The sequence below is a fragment of the Kitasatospora sp. NPDC127121 genome, assembly GCF_042677305.1.
GTDB lineage: Bacteria > Actinomycetota > Actinomycetes > Streptomycetales > Streptomycetaceae > Kitasatospora.
The window spans coordinates 20,583-39,014 of the sequence record NZ_JBHXTQ010000003.1 but is presented as its reverse complement, the minus strand read 5'-3'; the positions used below and the strand labels follow the sequence as shown (position 1 = coordinate 39,014).

General features: G+C 72.4%; 14 protein-coding genes. 1 reads left to right on the top strand and 13 read right to left on the bottom strand.

Annotated elements, in window-relative coordinates:
* Positions 1 to 58: 58 nt before the first annotated feature.
* The 13 genes from ACFVHI_RS03360 to ACFVHI_RS03300 all read right to left on the bottom strand — a co-directional run bounded on the left by ACFVHI_RS03360 (position 59) and on the right by ACFVHI_RS03300 (position 17,350).
* Entirely contained in the window at positions 59 to 1,096 is a 1,038-nt protein-coding gene (locus ACFVHI_RS03360) for a PstS family phosphate ABC transporter substrate-binding protein (RefSeq protein WP_063348393.1), read from the bottom strand.
* A gap of 321 nt (positions 1,097 to 1,417) precedes the next feature.
* Positions 1,418 to 1,822 (bottom strand): hypothetical protein, encoded by a 405-nt coding sequence (locus ACFVHI_RS03355; RefSeq protein ID WP_063348394.1) that lies wholly within the window; start codon positions 1,820 to 1,822, stop codon positions 1,418 to 1,420.
* Complete coding sequence (locus tag ACFVHI_RS03350; RefSeq protein ID WP_380335306.1) at positions 1,812 to 2,330, bottom strand: hypothetical protein; 519 nt, start codon at positions 2,328 to 2,330, stop codon at positions 1,812 to 1,814. Before ACFVHI_RS03350 ends, ACFVHI_RS03355 begins: the two co-directional genes overlap by 11 nt.
* Before the next feature lie 158 nt (positions 2,331 to 2,488).
* A complete protein-coding gene (locus ACFVHI_RS03345; protein ID WP_380335304.1) occupies positions 2,489 to 4,297 on the bottom strand; it encodes a GAF domain-containing protein in 1,809 nt (602 codons plus the stop codon).
* A 93-nt stretch (positions 4,298 to 4,390) separates the two neighbouring features.
* Positions 4,391 to 7,942 (bottom strand): thiol reductant ABC exporter subunit CydD, encoded by a 3,552-nt coding sequence (cydD, locus tag ACFVHI_RS03340; RefSeq protein WP_380335301.1) that lies wholly within the window; start codon positions 7,940 to 7,942, stop codon positions 4,391 to 4,393.
* Between the two features lie 4 nt (positions 7,943 to 7,946).
* Positions 7,947 to 8,972, bottom strand: coding sequence for a cytochrome d ubiquinol oxidase subunit II (gene cydB / locus ACFVHI_RS03335; RefSeq protein ID WP_063348398.1), 1,026 nt, complete (start codon positions 8,970 to 8,972; stop codon positions 7,947 to 7,949).
* A gap of 19 nt (positions 8,973 to 8,991) precedes the next feature.
* Complete coding sequence (locus ACFVHI_RS03330) at positions 8,992 to 10,536, bottom strand: cytochrome ubiquinol oxidase subunit I (protein WP_063348399.1); 1,545 nt, start codon at positions 10,534 to 10,536, stop codon at positions 8,992 to 8,994.
* A 441-nt stretch (positions 10,537 to 10,977) separates the two neighbouring features.
* Positions 10,978 to 12,354: an oxygenase MpaB family protein gene (locus tag ACFVHI_RS03325; protein WP_380335298.1), complete on the bottom strand. Its 1,377-nt coding sequence runs from the start codon at positions 12,352 to 12,354 to the stop codon at positions 10,978 to 10,980.
* A 4-nt stretch (positions 12,355 to 12,358) separates the two neighbouring features.
* Entirely contained in the window at positions 12,359 to 12,937 is a 579-nt protein-coding gene (locus tag ACFVHI_RS03320; protein ID WP_380335295.1) for a Uma2 family endonuclease, read from the bottom strand.
* Between the two features lie 206 nt (positions 12,938 to 13,143).
* A complete protein-coding gene (locus ACFVHI_RS03315; protein ID WP_380335292.1) occupies positions 13,144 to 14,088 on the bottom strand; it encodes an LAETG motif-containing sortase-dependent surface protein in 945 nt (314 codons plus the stop codon).
* A gap of 174 nt (positions 14,089 to 14,262) precedes the next feature.
* Entirely contained in the window at positions 14,263 to 15,840 is a 1,578-nt protein-coding gene (locus tag ACFVHI_RS03310) for a cell wall metabolism sensor histidine kinase WalK (protein ID WP_244293402.1), read from the bottom strand.
* A 12-nt stretch (positions 15,841 to 15,852) separates the two neighbouring features.
* Positions 15,853 to 16,641 (bottom strand): response regulator transcription factor, encoded by a 789-nt coding sequence (locus ACFVHI_RS03305; RefSeq protein WP_244293403.1) that lies wholly within the window; start codon positions 16,639 to 16,641, stop codon positions 15,853 to 15,855.
* Positions 16,642 to 16,876: 235 nt separating this feature from the next.
* Positions 16,877 to 17,350 carry a carboxymuconolactone decarboxylase family protein gene (locus ACFVHI_RS03300; RefSeq protein WP_063348403.1) on the bottom strand — a complete coding sequence of 158 codons (474 nt, stop codon included), beginning with the start codon at positions 17,348 to 17,350 and terminating at the stop codon, positions 16,877 to 16,879.
* A 152-nt stretch (positions 17,351 to 17,502) separates the two neighbouring features.
* On the opposite strand from ACFVHI_RS03300, the gene ACFVHI_RS03295 reads away from it, so the two are divergent.
* Positions 17,503 to 18,426, top strand: a complete 924-nt coding sequence (locus tag ACFVHI_RS03295; RefSeq protein WP_380335287.1) for an RNA polymerase sigma-70 factor — start codon at positions 17,503 to 17,505, stop codon at positions 18,424 to 18,426.
* Positions 18,427 to 18,432 lie beyond the last annotated feature (6 nt).

Sequence of the window (18,432 nt, the reverse complement as noted above, 5' to 3'; positions counted from 1 at the left end):
TCCGATGGCCGGCGGCCACGGGCGCTGCGCCCGTGGCCGCCGGATGGTGCGGGGTGGATCAGGAGTGGGTGACGCTGCCGCAGGCGCCGGCCGGCAGCGGCAGGAAGCCGAAGCTCTTCAGGTCGGCGGACGCGGTGGCGTTGGTGCAGACCCAGCCGCTGGTGCCGAAGATGGCGCGCAGCGCGGTGCCGTGGGTGTCGGTGGCGATCCAGTCGGAGTGACGGACCACGTTGTAGACGCTGCGGGCGTAGGAGGTGCCGGCGAAGGCGTTGGTGATCACCTTGTTGACGGTGTCGACCGGGGCGACGCCGTTGACGTTGCGGATGGTCAGCGGGCCCTGGACGTCGGCGCCGCTGCCCTTGCCGTAGTACACCTGGCCGACGTAGTGGGCGACGGAGTAGGGGACCAGCGCGTCGGGGTCGTTCAGCTGGGCGTCGCTGCCCTCGTTCTCCTGCACGCCCTCGGTGACGCAGAGGCCGAAGGCCGAGACGCCGATGGTGGAGAGGAAGAAGGAGCGGGTGCCGGAGCCGGACTGCGGCAGGAACGGCTTGATGGTGGTGCTGGGCAGGCTGGGGTCGATCTGGTCCCAGGTGGTGACGTTGCAGGTGTAGATGTCCTTGAGGTTCTGCGTGGTCAGGTTGGCCGGCGCGTTGCCGCCGTTCTGGGCCGCCCAGGACACCGCGTCCGTGGCGTACGCCACGAAGTCGAAGGTGTTCGGGTCGGTCGACGCCGGGCCGCGCGAGGAGCGGGCGAAGTCCACGGTGGCGCTGGTGTTGTTCTTCAGCGCGGTGATGCCGGCGCCGGAGCCGTTCGGGCGGGCGATGGAGGTGGCGCCGGTCTTGGTGGTGATCGGCGAGGTGCCGGTCGCGTCCCAGCTGTACAGGCGCGGGGTGGTGGTGTTGCTGCTCGGAATGGTGGCGTTGTAGTCCGCCGAGAACTGGTTCAGGACGGCCTGGGTGGTGTCGGAGCCGACGCCCACGATGTCCTTGGCGGCCGGGAGCGACGCCGGGTCGGCCAGGGCGGTGCCGCTGGCGACGGTGGCCAGGGAGGTCGCCAGGGCGGCAATGGTGAGCAGCTTGGCAGCGGTCTTACGCATGTTTCTCTTCCTCCGGTGGGAGAGACGTCCATCGCGTGGACCCGTGCTCTGGTTGGGAGCCCGGGGCCGGTGGCCGCGTCCGCTGCGGCCGCTCCGGCAGTGCAGATCCTGTCCGGCCCGGTGGTTCCGCCGGAAGGGAGGTCGAGGGCGGGTCGGGATTGTCGACTCATCGGTTCGACGAGGTTTAGCGACTGGTCAGCGCGGGCGTGGCGGAGGGGAAAGGGGGTGGTCAGAGGCCGATGACGTTCTTCTCCAGGTGGCGACTCGGGGTGTTGCCGGAAACCTGCGCTTCACCGGAACTGCACGTGGGCCCCGGCCGCCTCACAGCGGCCAGCGGCCGTCCCGACCGCCCCGCCGCAACTCCTGCCCCACCCACTGGAGTCCGGACAGGAAGCCCTCGGCGCCGGCCTGGCACTGGTCGCGCCGCAGGTAGCCGCGGGCGCTGCGCGCCACCGGCGCGGGCTCGACCGCCGTCCGCCGGGTGCTGCGCACCGGCAGGTAGGCGGACCACACCCACTGCCGGCCCTCGGACTGGGCCACCGAACATCGCAGGGCCGCCCGCTCGATCAGCAACACCCGGACCGCCTCGGCGAGTTCCTCCTCGCTGCGGTAGGTGCGCACGCCCATGCCGAGCGGCCGCCCGTTGGCGGCGCGCAGCGCCCAGCCCAGGCAACGTTCGGGTGCGGGGACGATCAGCAGACGGGGGCCGCGCCCCTCAGCGGCCATCGGGGCGTCTCAACGAGACGGTGTTCCGGGGAAGTTCACGGCCCGGCAGGTCACGAACCGGCCGCTCACGAGCGGGCCGCTCACGAACGGACTGGTCGCGAACGGGCCGGTCCCGCGCGGGCAGCTCACGAACGGGCAGGTCCCGCGCGGGCTGTTTGGCCAGCAGCACGACGAAGCGCCGGAAGGCGTTCTGGCAGGTCGCGTACCGCTCGTACGCCCGGCTGGAGCGCACCTCGGGCAGGCTGCGCGACCCGGGGACGACCCAGATCCAGCCGATGCCGTCCCGGACGTGGGTGATCCGCGCGGTGAGTTCGGCGGCCCCGACGCGTAATCCGTCGAAGCCGCGCTCGGCCTCGCCGGGCGTCTCGAACATGGCGGCGGTGATGGCCACCACCCGGCCGTTCGGCGCCTTCAGCTGCCAGCGGTACCGCCCGTCCGGGGCGCGCTCCGTCCTGAACCCGCCTCGACTTGCCCCTGCTGCGGTGTTCCCGCGGCCAGACGCGTCCACTGCTCCCCCGTCCGGTTACCCCTCCGAGACCGGTGCAAAGCTATGTGTGCACACGGACCCACGGAAAGCCCAGAACGTTCACAACTTGCGCTGTTGGTCGGGAAGTTCTCCCTCGTTTAACTTTCACCGGCCAACCGCCGAGGAGGATCGGGCCGGGTTCAGAGCCGGGCCGTCCAGCGGACCCTGGTGCCCTTCCCGTACGGCCCGGCCTCGTGCCAGGCGGCGCCGCCGAGCGCCTCGGCCCGCCGGGTCAGGTTGAGCAGGCCGCTGCGGCGCCCGCCCGCCGGGATGCCGACGCCGTCGTCGGTCACCGTCAGCAGCACGCCCGGGCGCCCGCCCCGGTCCAGTGACTCCGGGTCGCCGCTCACCGGCCGGCCGGTGTCGTCCAGATGGGCGGTCGCGTCGATCTCGACGCCGACCCGGGAGGCCCGCGCGTGCCGGGCCGTGTTGGAGAGCATCTCCCTGAGCGCGGCGAGCAGTTGGCGGCCGTTCTTCTCCTCGACCAGGCTCTCCACCGGCCCGACGAAGCTCACCGAGGGCTTGAACCCGAGTGCGGCCGCGGCCTGGCTGGCCTCCCGCAGCACCCGGGTGCGCAGGGTGTCCGGCGCGTCGCCGTGGTTGTCGTGCTGGAGGGCGTAGATGGTGGTGCGGACCTCCTGGATGGTGGCGTCCAGCTCGTCCACCGCCTTGCCGATGCCGACCTTCACCTCGGGCACCACGGACCGCCGGGCCGCGCTCTCCAGCATCATCCCGGTGGCGAACAGCCGCTGGATCACCAGGTCGTGCAGGTCGCGGGCGATCCGGTCGCGGTCCTGGAAGACGGCCAGGCGCTGCTGGTCGCGCTGGCCCTCGGCGAGCCGCAGGGCCAGCGCGGCCTGCGAGGCGAAGGTCTCGGCGAGCTGCTTCTCGGTGTCGGTGAACGACAGGGCGCCGCGCGGGCGCCAGACGCAGAGCCCGCCGAGCACCCGCCCGGCGGCGACCATCGGGACGGCCATGGACGGGCCGAAGGCGCGGGCGAGCCGGATCTCCACGGTCGGGTCGCTGGACATGTCGTCCAGGTAGACGCTCTCCCCGGCGAGCAGTCGGGCCGCGAAGCTCTTCCTGGGCAGTAGCTCGCCCCGGACGAACTCGGCGGCCTCGCCGGAGGCGTGGGCGACCCGCATCTGCCCGTCGCCGTCCTCCGCCGGTTCGGTCGGGAGCAGGATCATGCCGAGCGCGGCGTCCGCCAGCTCCCGGACCTGCTCGGCCGCGACGGTGAGCGCGGTCTCGGCCTGGTCGGTGGAGAGCAGCGCCGTGGTGACGGCGGAGGCGCCGGCGATCCAGCGTTCCCGGCGCCGCCCCTCCTCGTACAGCCGGGAGTTCTCGATGGCGACGCCGGCCGCCGCGGCGAGCGCGTGCACCACCTGTTCGTCCTCGGGGGTGAAGGCGCCGCCGCCCTTCTTCTCGGTGAGGTAGAGGTTGCCGAAGACCTCGTCGCGGACCCGGATCGGCTCGCCGAGGAAGGTCTTCATCTCCGGGTGGTGCGGCGGGAATCCGGAGGAGCGCGGGTCGGCGCCGAGGTCGGCGAGCCGCAGCGGCTCGGGGCGGTCGATCAGCGCGCCGAGGATGCCGCGTCCGGCGGGCAGTTCGCCGATCTCGGCGGCGGTCTCGTCGTCGACGCCGACGTGGATGAAGTCGGCCAGGCCGGTGCCGCCGGGGGCGATCACGCCGAGGGCCGCGTACCGGGCGTCGACGAGTTCGGCGGCGCCGGTGGCGATCCGGTGCAGGGTGGCGTGCAGGTCGAGCCCGGCGCCGATCGAGACCACCGCCTCCAGCAGCCGCTGCATCCGGTCGGTGACCGCGGCGGCCGACTGCAGCCGCTCCGCGACCTCGGTGACCAGGGTGTCCAGCCCGAGCGAGGCGATCTCCGGCACCCGATGGGGTGTCGGCTCGGGCGCGGCGGCGGAGGGCTCTGGCGTGGGGTCCATGCAGAAAGCCTAGTTTGTACGCTTTTCATCCGAAGGACGGCGCTGCTCGGGAAACGCGCCTTGACCGGGCCTGGCAGGTGGCCCCGACCGGGCCTAACGGGTGGCCCCGACCGGCTCCACCAGCCCGTCCGCCTCCCGCTCCACCAGCCCGTCCGCCTCCCGCTCCCGCCGCCACATGGCGTGCAGCCGCCCGTCCCGGTCCGCGATCAGCTCCGACCAGCGGCCGCGCTCGGCGACCCGGCCGCCGTCCAGCACCAGCACCTCGTCGACGGTGGTGTCGTCCAGACCGGCCAGCCGGTGGGTGATCAGCACGGTGGTGCGGCCCTCGGTGGCGGCCAGCAGGTCGATGGTGAGCGCGTCGGCGGTGAGCAGGTCGAGGTGTTCGGCGGGCTCGTCCAGGACGAGCACCGGGAAGTCGGCGAGCAGGGCCCGGGCCAGTGCGAGGCGCTGCCGCTGGCCGCCGGAGAGCCGGGCGCCGTGCTCGCCGACCATGGTGTCCAGGCCGTCGGGCAGGGTCAGCGTCCAGTCCAGCAGCCGGGCGGCGGCGAGCGCGGCGCGCAGGTCGTCCTCGGTGGCGCCCGGCCGGGCCAGCCGCAGGTTCTCCCGCAGCGAGCTGTCGAAGACGTGGGCGTCCTGGGCACACAGTCCGATCACCCGGCGGACGTCCTCGCCCGCGAGCGCGCGGCTGTCCACTGCCCGTGGGCGGCCGTCGGCGAAGGTGACGGCGCCCGCGCTCGGCTCCAGGAACCGCAGCAGCGCCTGGGCCAGCGTGGTCTTGCCGGAGCCGGACGGGCCGACCACGGCGATCCGGCGGCCGGCCGCGAGGTCGAGGTCGACGCCGGTGAGCGCGTCCACGGCCTGCCCGGGGTGCCGGACGGTCAGTCCGCGCACGGCGACCGGCAGCGGCTGTTCGGGCAGCGCGGCGGGCGCGGCCGGCTCCGGGACGGCGGCCTCGGCCTCCAGCACCTCGTCCAGCCGGGCCCGCGCGGCCCGGCTGCGCTGGCGCGCCTGGACGGCCAGCGGCATCCCGGTGACGGCCTCGAACGCGGCCAGCGGGGTGAGCACGACCACGGCCAGGCAGACCGGCGCCAGCGCGCCGCCGTGCACCCCCTGGACGCCGACGGCCGCCGCGGCGGTCACGGTCAGCCCGGTGAGCAGCGTGATCAGCCCGGTGCCGAGCGCGGTGGTGGCCGCCGAGCGGGCGGCCAGCCGGGTGAGTGCGGCGTCGGCGCCGTGGACGGCGGCGAGCCGGCCGGGCAGCGCGCCGGCCACGGTGAGTTCGGCGGTGCCGGTGAAGGCGTCGACGACGGTGGTGGCGAGCCGCCCGCGCTCCGGGGCCTGCCGCCGTTCGGCACCGGCCGACCAGCGGGCGGCCAGGGCGGGCACCACCGCGCCCGCGAGCAGCAGCCCGATCCCGAGCACGACCCCGGCGGCGGGCAGGAAGGCGCCCATCGCCGCCGTCGCGGCCAGCGAGACCACGCCCGCCACGGCGGCCGGCAGTCGCCAGCGCAGGTGGTGGTCCTGGATCGCGTCGACGTCGGCGACCAGCCGGGAGAGCAGGTCGCCGCGCCGGAAGGCGGGCAGTCCGGCCGGGGCGAGCGCGGTGAGCCGCCGGTAGACGGCGGCCCGCAGGGTGCCGAGGGTGCGCAGCACGGCGTCGTGCGAGACCAGCCGTTCGGCGTAGCGGAAGACGCTGCGGCCGATGCCGAAGGCCCGTACCGAGGTGACGGCCATCATCAGGTAGAGCACCGGCGGCATCTCGGAGGCCCGGGAGATCAGGTAGCCGGAGGTGGCCATCAGCGCGACGGCGCAGCCGAGGGCGAGCGCGCCGAGCAGGACGGACAGCGCCAGCCGCGGGGTGGCGGCGGCCGCTTCGGGCTCGTCCTGCGCCGTGGCGGGGGCGGGCGTCGGCCGCCCGCTGTGCGCGGGCCGCCCGACCGCAGCGGAGACCGCAGCGGAGGCCACAGCCGCAGCCGGGCCGGCGGCCGGGGCGGGCGCCCCCGCCAGCCGGACCCGCTGGTCGGCAACGGCCAGCAGCGCCGGCCGGTGGGCGACGATCAGCACGGTGCGCGCCGGGTCCTCGGCGAGCGTCCGGACGGCGTCCACGACGGCGGCCTCGGAGGCGCCGTCCAGGTTGGCGGTCGGCTCGTCGAGGAGGACCAGCGGCCGGTCGTCGGCGAGCAGGACGCGGGCGAGCGCGAGCCGCTGGCGCTGCCCGGCGGAGAGCCCGGCGCCGTCCTCGCCGAGCGGGGCGTCCAGCCTGGTCACGAAGTCGAGCGCGTGCGCGGCCCGCAGCGCCGTCCACAGCTGCTCGTCGGTGGCCTCCGGGCGGTAGAGCCGCAGGTTGTCGGCGACCGTCCCGGCGAACAGGTGCGGGTGCTGCGGCACCCAGGCGATCTGCCGCCGCCAGCTCGCCGGTTCCAGTGCGGCCAGGTCGTGGGTCCGCCCGTCGGCGACGGTGATCCGGACGGTGCCGGCGTCCGGGGCGACGAGGCCGAGCAGGACGGCGAGCAGGGTGGACTTGCCGGCCCCGCTCGGGCCGGTGAGGGCGGTGGTGGTGCCCGGGCGCAGGGTCAGCGCGGCGCCGTCCAGGGCGGGCCCGGTCCGGCCGGGGTGGCGTACGACCAGGTCGGAGACGGCGACGACGGCCCCGGTGAGGGCGGGTGCGGGCACCGTGCCGGCGGCGGGCAGCGGGGTCTCCAGCACCTGGAAGATCTCGTCGGCGGCGGTCAGGCCCTCCACGCTGGAGTGGTAGAGCGCGCCGACCTGGCGGATCGGGAAGTACACCTCGGGGGCGAGGATCAGGATCAGCAGCCCGGTCTCCAGGTCGAGCGTGCCGTCCACCAGCCGGAAGCCGACGGTGACCGCGACCAGTGCGACCGACAGGGTGGAGAGCAGTTCCAGCGCGAAGGAGGAGATGAAGGCGATCCGCAGGGTGCGCAGGGTGGCGCGGCGGTAGTCGGCGGTGATCCGGGCGATGGTGGCGGCCTGGGCGCGGGCCCGGTTGAACACCTTGAGGGTGGGCAGTCCGGCCACCACGTCGAGGAAGTGGTGCGAGAGCCGGGCCAGGGTGCCCCACTGCCGGTCCATCCGGCTCTGGGTGGCCATCCCGATCAGCACCATGAACAGCGGGATCAGCGGGAGCGTCCCGGCGATGATCGCGGCCGAGGTGAAGTCGGCGCCGACGATCCGCAGCAGCACGATCACCGGGACGACGACGGCGAGCGCCAACTGCGGCAGGTAGCGGGCGAAGTAGTCGTCCAGCGCGTCGACGCCGCGGGTGGCGAGGGTGGTGAGTTCGCCGGTGCGCCGGCCCGCCAGGTAGGCCGGGCCGAGCGCGGTGGCGTGGTCGAGCAGCCGGCGCCGCAGGGTGGACTTCACCCGGGCGACGGACCGGTGCGCGGTGAGTTCGGTGAGCCAGCCGACCAGCCCGCGCCCGACGGCCGTCAGGGCGAGCAGCAGCAGCGGCGTGGTCAGTTCGCCGAGGGTCGCCTGGCGCTGGAAGGCGCGGACGACGATCTCGGCGATCAGACTCGCCTGGGCGACCACCAGGGCCGCGCCCGCCCCGCCGAGGAGCACGGATCCGGCGAGGAAGGCACGGGTGGTGCGGGCGTACCCGAGGAGTCGGGGGTCGACCGGCTTCACGGCGTCAGGCCTGGTCGAGCGCGGCGGCCGGGTTGTGCCCGGGGATGTGCTGGACGCCGATGCGCTTGCGGAACACCCAGTACGTCCAGCCCTGGTAGAGCAGCACGAGCGGGGTGAACACCGCGGCCACGATGGTCATCAGCTTCAGCGTGTACGGCGAGGAGGCCGCGTTGCTGACGGTCAGGCTCCAGCCGTCGTTGAGGGTGGAGGGCATGACGTTCGGGAAGAGCGCCAGGAAGAGCATCGCGACGGCGGCCACGATGGTCGCCCCGGAGAGGATGAACGCCCATCCCTCGCGGCCGAGTTGGTTGGCCGCCAGGGCGCCGACCAGGGCCAGCACGGCGATGATCAGGGCGGCCAGGCTGCGGCCGTTGCCGTTGTCGGCCTGCGTCCAGAGCAGGAAGGCCAGCGCCAGCACCGCCGCCACCACGCCCACCCGCAGGGCGGTGGCCCGCGCCCGGTCGCGGATGTCGCCGACCGTCTTGAGCGCCGCGAACACCGCGCCGTGGAAGGTGAACAGGCTGAGCGTCACCAGGCCACCGAGGATGGCGTACGGGTTGAGCAGGTCCCAGAAGGTGCCGACGTAGTTCTTCTGCGCGTCGATGTCGACGCCGCGCACGATGTTGGCGAAGGCCACGCCCCACAGGAAGGCCGGGAGCAGCGAGGTCCAGAAGATGGCCTCCTCCCAGTTGCGCTGCCAGCGCGCGTCGTCGCGCTTGGCCCGGTACTCGAAGGCCACGCCGCGCACGATGAGGCAGACCAGGATGATCAGCAGCGGGATGTAGAAGCCGCTGAACAGGGTCGCGTACCAGTCCGGGAAGGCCGCGAAGGTGGCGCCGCCGGCGGTCAGCAGCCAGACCTCGTTGCCGTCCCAGACCGGGCCGATGGTGTTGATCAGGACCCGCCGTTCGGCGGTGTTGCGGGCGAGCGGCTTGGTGAGGATGCCGATCCCGAAGTCGAAGCCCTCCAGGAAGAAGTAGCCGATCCACAGGACCGCGATCAGTACGAACCAGACGTCGTGGAGTTGCATGTCAGATCCCCTGTGGTCCTCAGTAGGCGAAGGCGAGAGGCTTGTCGGCGTCGTCGTCCGAGGACGGTCCGCGCAGCGTCGGGTCCTTGGCGGGGGGCTGCTCGGTCACCACCGGGCCGGCCTTGGCGTACTTCACCAGCAGCCGGACCTCGACGACGGCGAGGATCGCGTACAGCAGGGTGAAGGTGGTGAGGGCGCCGATCTGGGTGCCGACGCTCACGTTGGGGGAGACCGCGCTCGCCGTGGTCATCAGGCCGAAGACGGCCCAGGGCTGGCGGCCCATCTCGGTGAAGATCCAGCCGAAGCTGTTGGCGATCAGCGGGAATCCCATGGTCAGGATGCCGATCCGCCAGCTCCACTTGGTGAGGAACGGACCCATCTCCCGCCCGGGGGTGAGCATCAGCCGGGGCACCTCGGTCTCGCCGGTGCGGAACTCGGGGCGCAGGAACTTCTTGCGCCGGGTGGTCCAGAGCCCGATCAGGCCGGCCACGAAGGAGGTCATCCCGAAACCGATCATGAGGCGGAAGCCCCAGTAGGTGACGAAGATGCTCGGGATGTAGTCCTTGGGGTCGCCGCCGTACTTGGCGGCCTCGGCGGCCGCGGTGTCGTTGATGCCGGGGACGGAGGAGTTGAAGTCGCTGTGGGCGAGGAAGGAGAGTATCCCGGGGATCTCCAGCTCGACCGAGTTGTGGCCCTTGCTGACGTCGCCGACCGCGAAGATCGAGAACGGCGCGGGCGACTGGGTGTCCCACAGGGCCTCGGCGGCGGCCATCTTCATCGGCTGCTGCTCGAACATGACCTTGGCGAGCGAGTCGCCGCTGAGCGCGGTGCCGGCGCCGAAGACCACGGCGAGGACCAGGCCGAGTCGCAGCGAAGTGCGCATCACGGCGGTCTTCTTGGGGTCGGCGTTCTCCGGCTTGCGCTTGGCCTTCCAGAGGTGGAAGGAGGCGATGCCGACCATGAAGGCCGCGCCGGTGAGGAAGGCGGCGGTCAGGGTGTGCGCCACCACGGTGAGGGTGGTGTTCTGGAACAGCACCTTGGCGATGTCGGTGAGCTGGGCCTTGCCGGTGGCCGGGTCGATCGAGTAGCCGACCGGGTGCTGCATCCAGGAGTTGGCCGCCAGGATGAAGTAGGCGGAGAGCACGGTGCCCAGGGCGACCATCCACATGCAGGCGCAGTGGATCTTCTTCGGCAGCTTGTCCCAGCCGAAGATCCACAGGCCGATGAAGGTGGACTCGAAGAAGAAGGCGATCAACGCCTCCATCGCGAGCGGGGCGCCGAAGACGTCGCCGACGAAACGGGAGTAGTCGGACCAGTTCATGCCGAACTGGAATTCCTGGACGATGCCGGTGACCACGCCCATCGCGATGTTGATCAGGAAGAGCTTCCCCCAGAACTTCGTGGCGTGGAAGTACTTCTCCTTGTTCGTCCTCACCCAGGCGGTCTCCAGCCCGGCCACGATGGCGGCGAGGCTGATGGTGAGCGGGACGAAGAGGAAGTGGTAAACGGTGGTGATGCCGAATTGCCATCGCGCGATGGTCTCGTGAGCGATTGCCAGCTCCACGTCGCCCTCTCTCCAACCGACCGGCCCTGTTGAAGGGCATGTTTCGGACAAACTTCATCTATAGCTGTAGACCGCTGCCCGACTACGCAAGCTTGTCCGCTTGTGAACGTGAACACGTTCACAAGGAGCAGTATCCATCATCCTTACGAAGGAATCGCAGGCGGGGTGGGGTTGACACCTTCGGAACGGTGCGTAGCCGTACGTAGCGGGGTGTGGCCTTGTGTGGCCGCATGTGACCGCGCGTGACCGTGCGGCGGCGGTGCAGTGGTGAACGCAGTGGCGGTGGGGACAGTCTGCGGAGCCGTCCACGGCCCTGACAACGAACGGCCGGGCAGCCGGCGGAGCGGTCTTGGCCGATCCGGCGCTTGACACGGCGGCGCGGGCGCCTGGCGGGACCAGCGACCCCTGGTCCCGTCCTCGCTTCTCCGCTACGCCCTCCCGCTACGCCCGGCCGAGGAGCTGGGTGCCCGGGGTGGAGTCGGCGCGGGCGGTGAAGAACTCGGTGAAGCCGTGCAGGAACTCCTCCACGGTGATCCGGCCGTCCCCGTCCACGTCCAACTGGCGGAACCCGTGCGACAGTTCGGCCGGATGAACGCGCGGGCCGCCGAACACCGCCCGGTACTCGTCCGCCTCCAGGAAGCCGCTGCCGTCGGTGTCCGCGGCAGTGAACACGGCCCGCAGCGCGGGCAGCAGCCCCTGCTCCAGATAGGCCGGATCCCGGTCGCAGCCCGCGACGGTGGCCGCCACGAACTCCTCCCGGCTCACCTTGCCGTCGCCGTTCGCGTCCATCGCCGCGCGCAGCTGCTCCCACCAGCCGTCGAAGGCCTGGTACACCCGCGCCTCGGCGGCATCGTCCAACTCCAGCTGCCAGCACACGTTGTGCGCCATCGCCCGCAGGTCGTGGACGGTGAGGAAGCCGTCGCCGGTCTGGTCCAGCACCTCGCGGAAGAACCGGTCCACCCGGGAGCCGCGCGCGTCCCGGCGCGGGTCCCTGCGCGGCGGACGCCACCGGGACGGAGCACCGCCCCGTTCCGGAGAGCGGTAGCGCACCCGGTCCGGCAGCAGCGGGACGACCGCGCCGGCGCCCCGGTGCAGCAGCCAGGACAACAGCGCGGCCCGCCGCGTCCGCACCAGCCCGAACCGCTCCCGCACCGCCGGCGGCAGATCCGCCACCGTCAGCGCCGTGATCGCCCGCGCCACCACCACCCGCAGCACCCGCCACCCGGCGTCCCCGAGGAACCACAGCCGGCGCGGCCGCGGGGCCCCGCGCAGCATGTCCTCCAGCAGGTAGCGGGTCGCCTCGGTGAACTCCAGCCGCTCGCGCGCCGCCCGGGCGAAGTACGCGGGCAACTCGGCTGTGCTGGCGGGGAGTTCGCCCTCAGGAAGCCCGAAGGCCGCCACCGATCCGGTGAACTCCCGGTACGCCGCCTCCAGTTGGCCGGCGTCGTACGGATCCCCGCCCAGCCGCCGCATCGCGACCACGCACTCGAACAGCGTCAGCAGCACCCACGCCCGGGTCGCCGCGTCCTCGGCGTCGTACGCCCGCCCGTCCGGCGCCGTCCCGCGGATCCGCTTGTGCGCCCGGTCCAGCCGCGCGACCTCCCGCCGCAACGCCTCCCCGTCCTGGTAGAACAGCCGCCGCCCGCTCCCCAGCGTGTGCTCCACCCGCCGCCACGGATGCGCCTGGTACGTCGAGTGCTCCGCCATCCCGGCCCCCACCACCGGATCCGCCGCCTGCAACACCAGCAGCCGCCACGCGACCAGCGCGACCCGCCACTCGGACAGATCCCGCCGGAACGACACCCCAGGACCAGCCACGGGATCAGCCACGGCGCTCACCGGTGATCTCCGGCCCGATCACGAACCCCTTCGCGGGGCCCTCGGGGATCACGGCCTCCTCGCCGTACGGGATCCGGGTCGAGGCGGCGTAGGCACGGCGCTCGGAGTCGGGACGGGAAAGTACGGTCACGGTACCGCCGTGACCGTAGTCATCGATGATCACGTACACCGGAATGCCTGCGGAAGCGTAGGCGCGCGGCTTGAACTCCTGGTCACGGCGTTCGTAGCAGTCGGGCCACACGACCTCGGCGACAAGGGGAATCCCGGACGCCAACAGCCCCACACCCTCAGGGTGTTCGGCCGCCTTCGTGTCGTCCGGTGCCACGGCGAGGTCAGGTTTCATCACCTTCAAACCGGCGGTCACATACCGGCCTTGCGTCGCCGTGTACCCCGTCCCGCGCAGGTGCTTCGTCAGGACCTTCCTGAGGCCACCTCCCACCGCTGCATGACGGAGGTCACCGATGACCGAGATGGTGATGCTGTCTTCGTCGATCTCCGCGCGCGTGTGCTTCGGGAGGGCCATGGTCTTCCAGGCCTTCCACAACCTCTGATCAGGGTCCATAGCGATCTCCCGGTGCGTGAGTGAGCACCTGGACCGTCGCACACGACCGAGGGGCCGGTCGGGTGAACTCCCGCCGTTCACCCGATCGGGGCGTTTCGGGGCCGGGAAACGCGAAACCGCAAAGCAGGCCGGGAGGGGGCCTGCCCTGCGGTTCGGGGTGCTGTGGGGTCCGCGCCCTCCTCCCGAGCGGGCGCGAACCGGGTGGATCAGGAGGAGGAGCGGGCCGGCTTGCGGCGGGAGACGTAGAGGGCCGCCGCACCCAGGCTGAGGGCCAGGCCGGAACCCAGCGCCAGGTACGGGGTGGCCGGGTTGGAACCGGTCTCGGCGAGCTCGGTGGTCGAACCAGTGGTCGCCTTGGCCGTGGCGGCGGTCGTCGACTTGGTCTGGCTGCTCGCCGTGGTCGCCTTGGCCGTCGGCTTGGCGGAGCTGGTCGACGCGGTGGTGTCCGAGATCGGGGTGACGGCGGCCGGCTGCTCCGCCGTGGCCGGGGCGGGCTGCTCGGCCGGCTTCTCGCTCGGCTTGTCGGCCGGCTTGTCGGCGGGCTTGTCGACCGGCTTCTCGGCGGCGGCCTTGGCGTCGGCGAGGGCCTTGTCCGCGGTGGCCTGGGCGGCGGCCGCGGCCTTGGTGGCCTCCTGCAGCCCGTGGAGCTTGCGCATCGCCGCGACCTTGGCGTCGTCCAGCGCCGTGCCGGCGGCGGTCACGGCGGCCTTGGCCTTGGTGTCCGCGTCGGTGGCGGCGTTGGCGGCGTCGAACGCCGCCAGCATCCGCACCCTGGCCGCTTCCAGCTCCTCCGGCTTCGCGGAGCGGTACGCGGCCGAGGCCTCCACGGCTTCGTTGTAGGTCTTCTCGTGGGCCGCGGCGGCCGTCTTGGCGGCGGCCTGGGCCTCCTGGAGCTTGCCGAGGTAGGGCTGCGGGTTGTTCATGAAGGCCGTGGTCTCGGCCTGCCCGGCGGCCTCGGCGGCGACGGCGGCCTGGTGGGCCTTGGCCGCGCCGGCGGCGGCCTTCTCCAGCTCCGCGATCGAGCCGGTGTCGTTCCGGGTCTGCGCCGTCGAAGCCGACTCCGCGAAGGCGGGTGCCGCGGAGAGCATGGCTGCGGGCGAGATCACGGCAGCGACGAGGGCGGCCGAGACCAGCGTACGGCGGAGTTTCACAATGACCCCTTTCGGGTCGGAAAGAAAGCAAAAGCCGTGTGCCGGGCCGTTCTTGACGTCCCGACAGCGCTGATCATAGGCACACGGATTCTTTACGCTCCATGCCGCATTCCGGCAATGAAAAACGCCCGTCATTGCCTGGTCAGCAAGGGAATTGACGTGTCGACAATGCCGTCAGGAAGTCCGGTCACCGTTGGTGGGCAGTTCGACCCGGAACGTGGCGCCGGCGCCGGGGGCGGTGTCCAGGGTGAGGGTGCCGCCGTGCGCGTGGGTGAGCGCGGTGGCGATGGCGAGGCCGAGTCCGGCGCCGCCTCCGCCGTGCCGGCTGCGGGAGGCGTCGACCCGGTAGAAGCGGTCGAAGACCCGCTGGGCCTGGCCGTCGGTGAGCCCCGGCCCGGCGTCGGCGACCTCCAGCAGGCAGACGCCGCCCGCGCCGCCGACCCCGATCCGCACCGGGGTGCCGGGCGGGGTGTGCTTGACCGCGTTGCCGACCAGGTTGGTGACCACCTGCCGCAGCCGGGCCTCGTCGCCGAGGACGGGGGCCGCGCCGGGGGCTCCGGTGCCGGACGGGCCGGTGAGGGAGACGGGCCGGGTCGGGTCGAGGGCGGTGAGGTCGTGCAGCGCGTCCGCGGCGAGGGTGCGCAGGTCCATCGGGGCGAGGTCGAGCGGGCGTTCCTCGTCGAGCCGGGCGAGCACCAGCAGGTCCTCGACCAGGGCGCCCATCCGGACGGCCTCGCTCTCGATCCGGGTCATGGTCCGTTTGACGTCCCCGTCGGTGGGCAGTGCGCCCATCCGGTAGAGCTCGGTGAAGCCGCGGATCCCGGCGAGCGGGGTGCGCAGTTCGTGCGAGGCGTCGGCGACGAACCGCCGCATCCGGGCCTCGGATTCGGCGCGGGCGGCGAAGGCGGCCTCGATCTGGGTGAGCATGCCGTTGAGCGCGATGGAGAGCCGCCCGACCTCGGTGCCGGGGGAGAGTTCCGGCATCCGGTGGGAGAGTTCGCCGTCGGCGATCCGGGCGGCGCCGGCCTCGATCCGGCGCAGTGGCCGCAGCCCGGCCCGGACGGCGAAGAACCCGAGCGCGGCAATCAGCACCAGGACGGCGCCGCCGATCGCGAGGAAGGAGCTGCGCAGCTTGCCGACGGTGGCGTCGATGTCCGAGCGGGAGACGGCCACCATGACGTAGGTCGCGGTGACGGCGGGCGAGGCGTAGTCGCTGGGGCTGGCGGCGGCCGGGGCCCGGGGGGCCTGGATCGGCAGCACGAGCACCCGCCAGTTGTAGTGGCCGCGCTGGTCGGGCAGGTCGAAGGGGACGTCGGGCTCGGTGCGGGTCGGGTCGAGGCCGGCCAGTTGGGGCGCCGGGTCGCTGTCGGAGACGGGCTGGCGCATGACGGCCTGCACCTTGCCGTCCGAGGAGAGGTACTGGACCAGGTACTGGCTGGGCAGGGTGCTGCGCTTGCCGGTGACGGCGGGGCGCCCGGCCTCCGGGGTGCCGACCCGGACCGGGCCCTTGTGGGACAGCGGCAGCCCGTACCGCTGGAGCTGCTCGTCGAGTTGATCGACCAGCTGCACCCGGACGGTGCCGAGGACGACGGCGTCGCTGACCACCAGCCCGGTGGTGACCAGCACCAGCGCGAGCACCAGCAGCCGGGCGCGCAGGGACAGCCTTGACAGCTTTGACAGCCCCGACAGCTTTGGCAGCCGGGAGAACGGCCGCCGGAACACCGACAGCCGGGTGGAGAGCCGGGCGGACACGGAGCGGACCGGTCAGCCCTGCGGGGGGCGGCGCAGCGCGTAGCCGATGCCGCGCACGGTGTGGATCAGCTTGGGGCCGTGGGCCGGGCCGGAGTCGAGCTTGCGGCGCAGGTAGGAGATGTACGACTCGACAATGGAGAGGTCGCCGCCGAAGTCGTAGGCCCAGACGTGGTCGAGGATCTGCGCCTTGGAGACCACCCGGCCGACGTTGGCCATCAGGTAGTGCAGCAGCTTGAACTCGGTCGGGGAGAGCGCGACGGGGGTGCCGGCCCGGGTGACCTCGTGGGCGACCGGGTCGAGGCTGAGGTCGGCGACGATGAGCCGGCCGTCCTCGGCGGGCCCGCCGGAGCGGCGCAGGATGGCGCGGATCCGGGCGATCAGCTCCTCCAGGCTGAACGGCTTGGTGACGTAGTCGTCGGCGCCCGCGGCGAGGCCCTGGACCTTGTCGCCGACGCCGTCCTTGGCGGTGAGGAAGAGCACCGGGAGGTGGTCGCCGGGGTGGCCGTGCACGGGCCCGGCGATCTGGCCGCGGTTGGTGCGCTCGCGCAGCTTCTCGACGACGGTGAAGCCGTCGAGGTCCGGGAGCATCACGTCGAGGACGACGAGGTCGGGGCGTTCGACGGCTATCAGGTCGAGGGCCTCGGTGCCGCTGGCGGCGGAGGCGACCCGGAAACCGGAGAAGCGCAGCGAGGCGGCGAGCAGTTCGCGGATGTTGGGTTCGTCGTCGACGACGAGGAGGAAGGCCTCGCCAGGGCCGCCGGCCACCGCGGACCCGCCTGGTGTGGTGACTGTGCCTTGCACGGGGCTTTCGCCTCCTGGTCGGACGATGGCATTCGGCATGAGGCTAGCCCCCGGAGGCTATGCGGCATCGATGAATGTTGGATTAACACCTTATCGGTCGGTTTTTTAAGCACAAGGCCCCCAGCACAGGCTGGGTGGTATGCGCACGGACGGTAACGCCCCGCAAGCGCCGACGGCCGAGAACCCGGCGCCCGCGGCCGGGGAGACCACTCCCCGGCCGCGGAAGGGGCTCCGGTCAGGCGTGCTGACCGGGCCGGTAGCCGCCGGCGGGCATCCGGGTGATCACGTTGCCGCGGTTGAAGGCGTTGATGATCGCGATGAGGGCCACCAGGGCCGCGAGCTGCTCCTCGTCGTAGTACTTCGCGGCGTTCGCCCAGGCCTCGTCCGTGACCCCGCCCGCCGCGTCGGCCAGGCGGGTGCCCTGCTCCGCCAGCTCCAGGGCGGCACGCTCGGCGTCCGTGAACACCGTCGCCTCCCGCCAGGCCGCGACCAGGTTGAGGCGGGTCGCCTCCTCCCCGCCGTGCACGGCGTCCTTGAAGTGCATGTCGACGCAGTAGCCGCAGCCGTTGATCTGGCTGGCGCGCAGCTTCACCATCTCCTGCGTCGCGAACGGCAGAGCCGAGTCCACGATCGCCTTGTTGGCCGCGATGAGGTGCTTGAGGACCTTGGACATGGTCTGGCTGGCGAAGGGGTTCAGTCGGGCTTCCATCGTGTGCTCCCTTGTCGTCGTCCGCTGGTGCCCTCTGAGACAGGGCACCCCGGCGAGTCGTGACAGGCATGGATGTGACCTGCATCACCATCTTCGCCGCGCCGTTGGGTAGCCTGCGGATACCCTGCTCGGCCAACCGGGGGAGGAGCTCCATGGCGGAATCGGCAGTTGCGACGGATGCGGCCGGCTACCGACCGCTGCTGTTCTCCATCGCCTACGGGATGACGGGCTCCGTCGGCGACGCCGAGGACATCGTCCAGGACGCCCTCCTCGGCCTGACCCGGGCCGACCGGGCCGGGACCACGATCACCAACCTCAAGGCGTACCTGACCACGTCGGTGACCAGACTGGGCATCAACCACCTGACGTCGGCGAGGGTCCGCCGAGAGACGTACATGGGCGAGTGGCTGCCCGAACCCGTCGTGGTGACCGCCGACCGCCCGGGGCCCGCCGAACACGCCGAGCTGGCCGACGCGTTGTCGATGGCGTTCCTCGTCCTGCTGGAAGCCCTCTCCCCGACCGAGCGGGCGGTGTTCATGCTCCGCGAGGCCTTCGGGTACGGCTACCCGGAAATCGCCGACGCCGTCGGCAAGTCCGAGGCCAACTGCCGCCAGATCATCGCCCGCGCCCGCAAGCGCCTCACCCCCTCGGCCCAGACCGTCGGCACCCGGGCGCGCAAGGCCGAGGCCGACGAACTCGCCCGCAGATTCTTCGAAGCCACCGAAGGCGGCGACCTGGACGCCCTGCTCCAACTCCTCTCCCCCGACATCGCCTTCCACGGCGACGGCGGCGGCAAGGCCCGCGCCCTCGGCAAGACCCTCACCGGCCTACGCCGCGTCGCCCAACTCCTCATAGGCGGCCTCCGCCGCAACCGCAAACTCGGCGTCACACTGACACCCGCCACCGTCAACGGCCGCCCCGGCGCCGCCTTTTATGACACCGAGGGCCGCATCGCCGGCGTGCTGGAACTGGACATCGCCGACGGCGCCATCCAGGCCGTCCACTCGGTCTCCAACCCCGACAAGCTCACCCACCTCGGCCCGGTCTCCGACATCGCCCTGGTGAAGCCGAAGTGACCCTCC

Excerpts from the sequence above, each read along its gene's own strand:
- ACFVHI_RS03360 (WP_063348393.1), bottom strand. The coding sequence starts at position 1,096 with ATGCGTAAGACCGCTGCCAAGCTGCTCACCATTGCCGCCCTGGCGACC.
- ACFVHI_RS03355 (WP_063348394.1), bottom strand. The coding sequence starts at position 1,822 with ATGGCCGCTGAGGGGCGCGGCCCCCGTCTGCTGATCGTCCCCGCACCC.
- ACFVHI_RS03345 (WP_380335304.1), bottom strand. The coding sequence starts at position 4,297 with ATGGACCCCACGCCAGAGCCCTCCGCCGCCGCGCCCGAGCCGACACCC.
- cydB (WP_063348398.1), bottom strand. The coding sequence starts at position 8,972 with ATGCAACTCCACGACGTCTGGTTCGTACTGATCGCGGTCCTGTGGATC.
- ACFVHI_RS03320 (WP_380335295.1), bottom strand. The coding sequence starts at position 12,937 with ATGGACCCTGATCAGAGGTTGTGGAAGGCCTGGAAGACCATGGCCCTC.
- ACFVHI_RS03300 (WP_063348403.1), bottom strand. The coding sequence starts at position 17,350 with ATGGAAGCCCGACTGAACCCCTTCGCCAGCCAGACCATGTCCAAGGTC.
- ACFVHI_RS03295 (WP_380335287.1), top strand. The coding sequence starts at position 17,503 with ATGGCGGAATCGGCAGTTGCGACGGATGCGGCCGGCTACCGACCGCTG.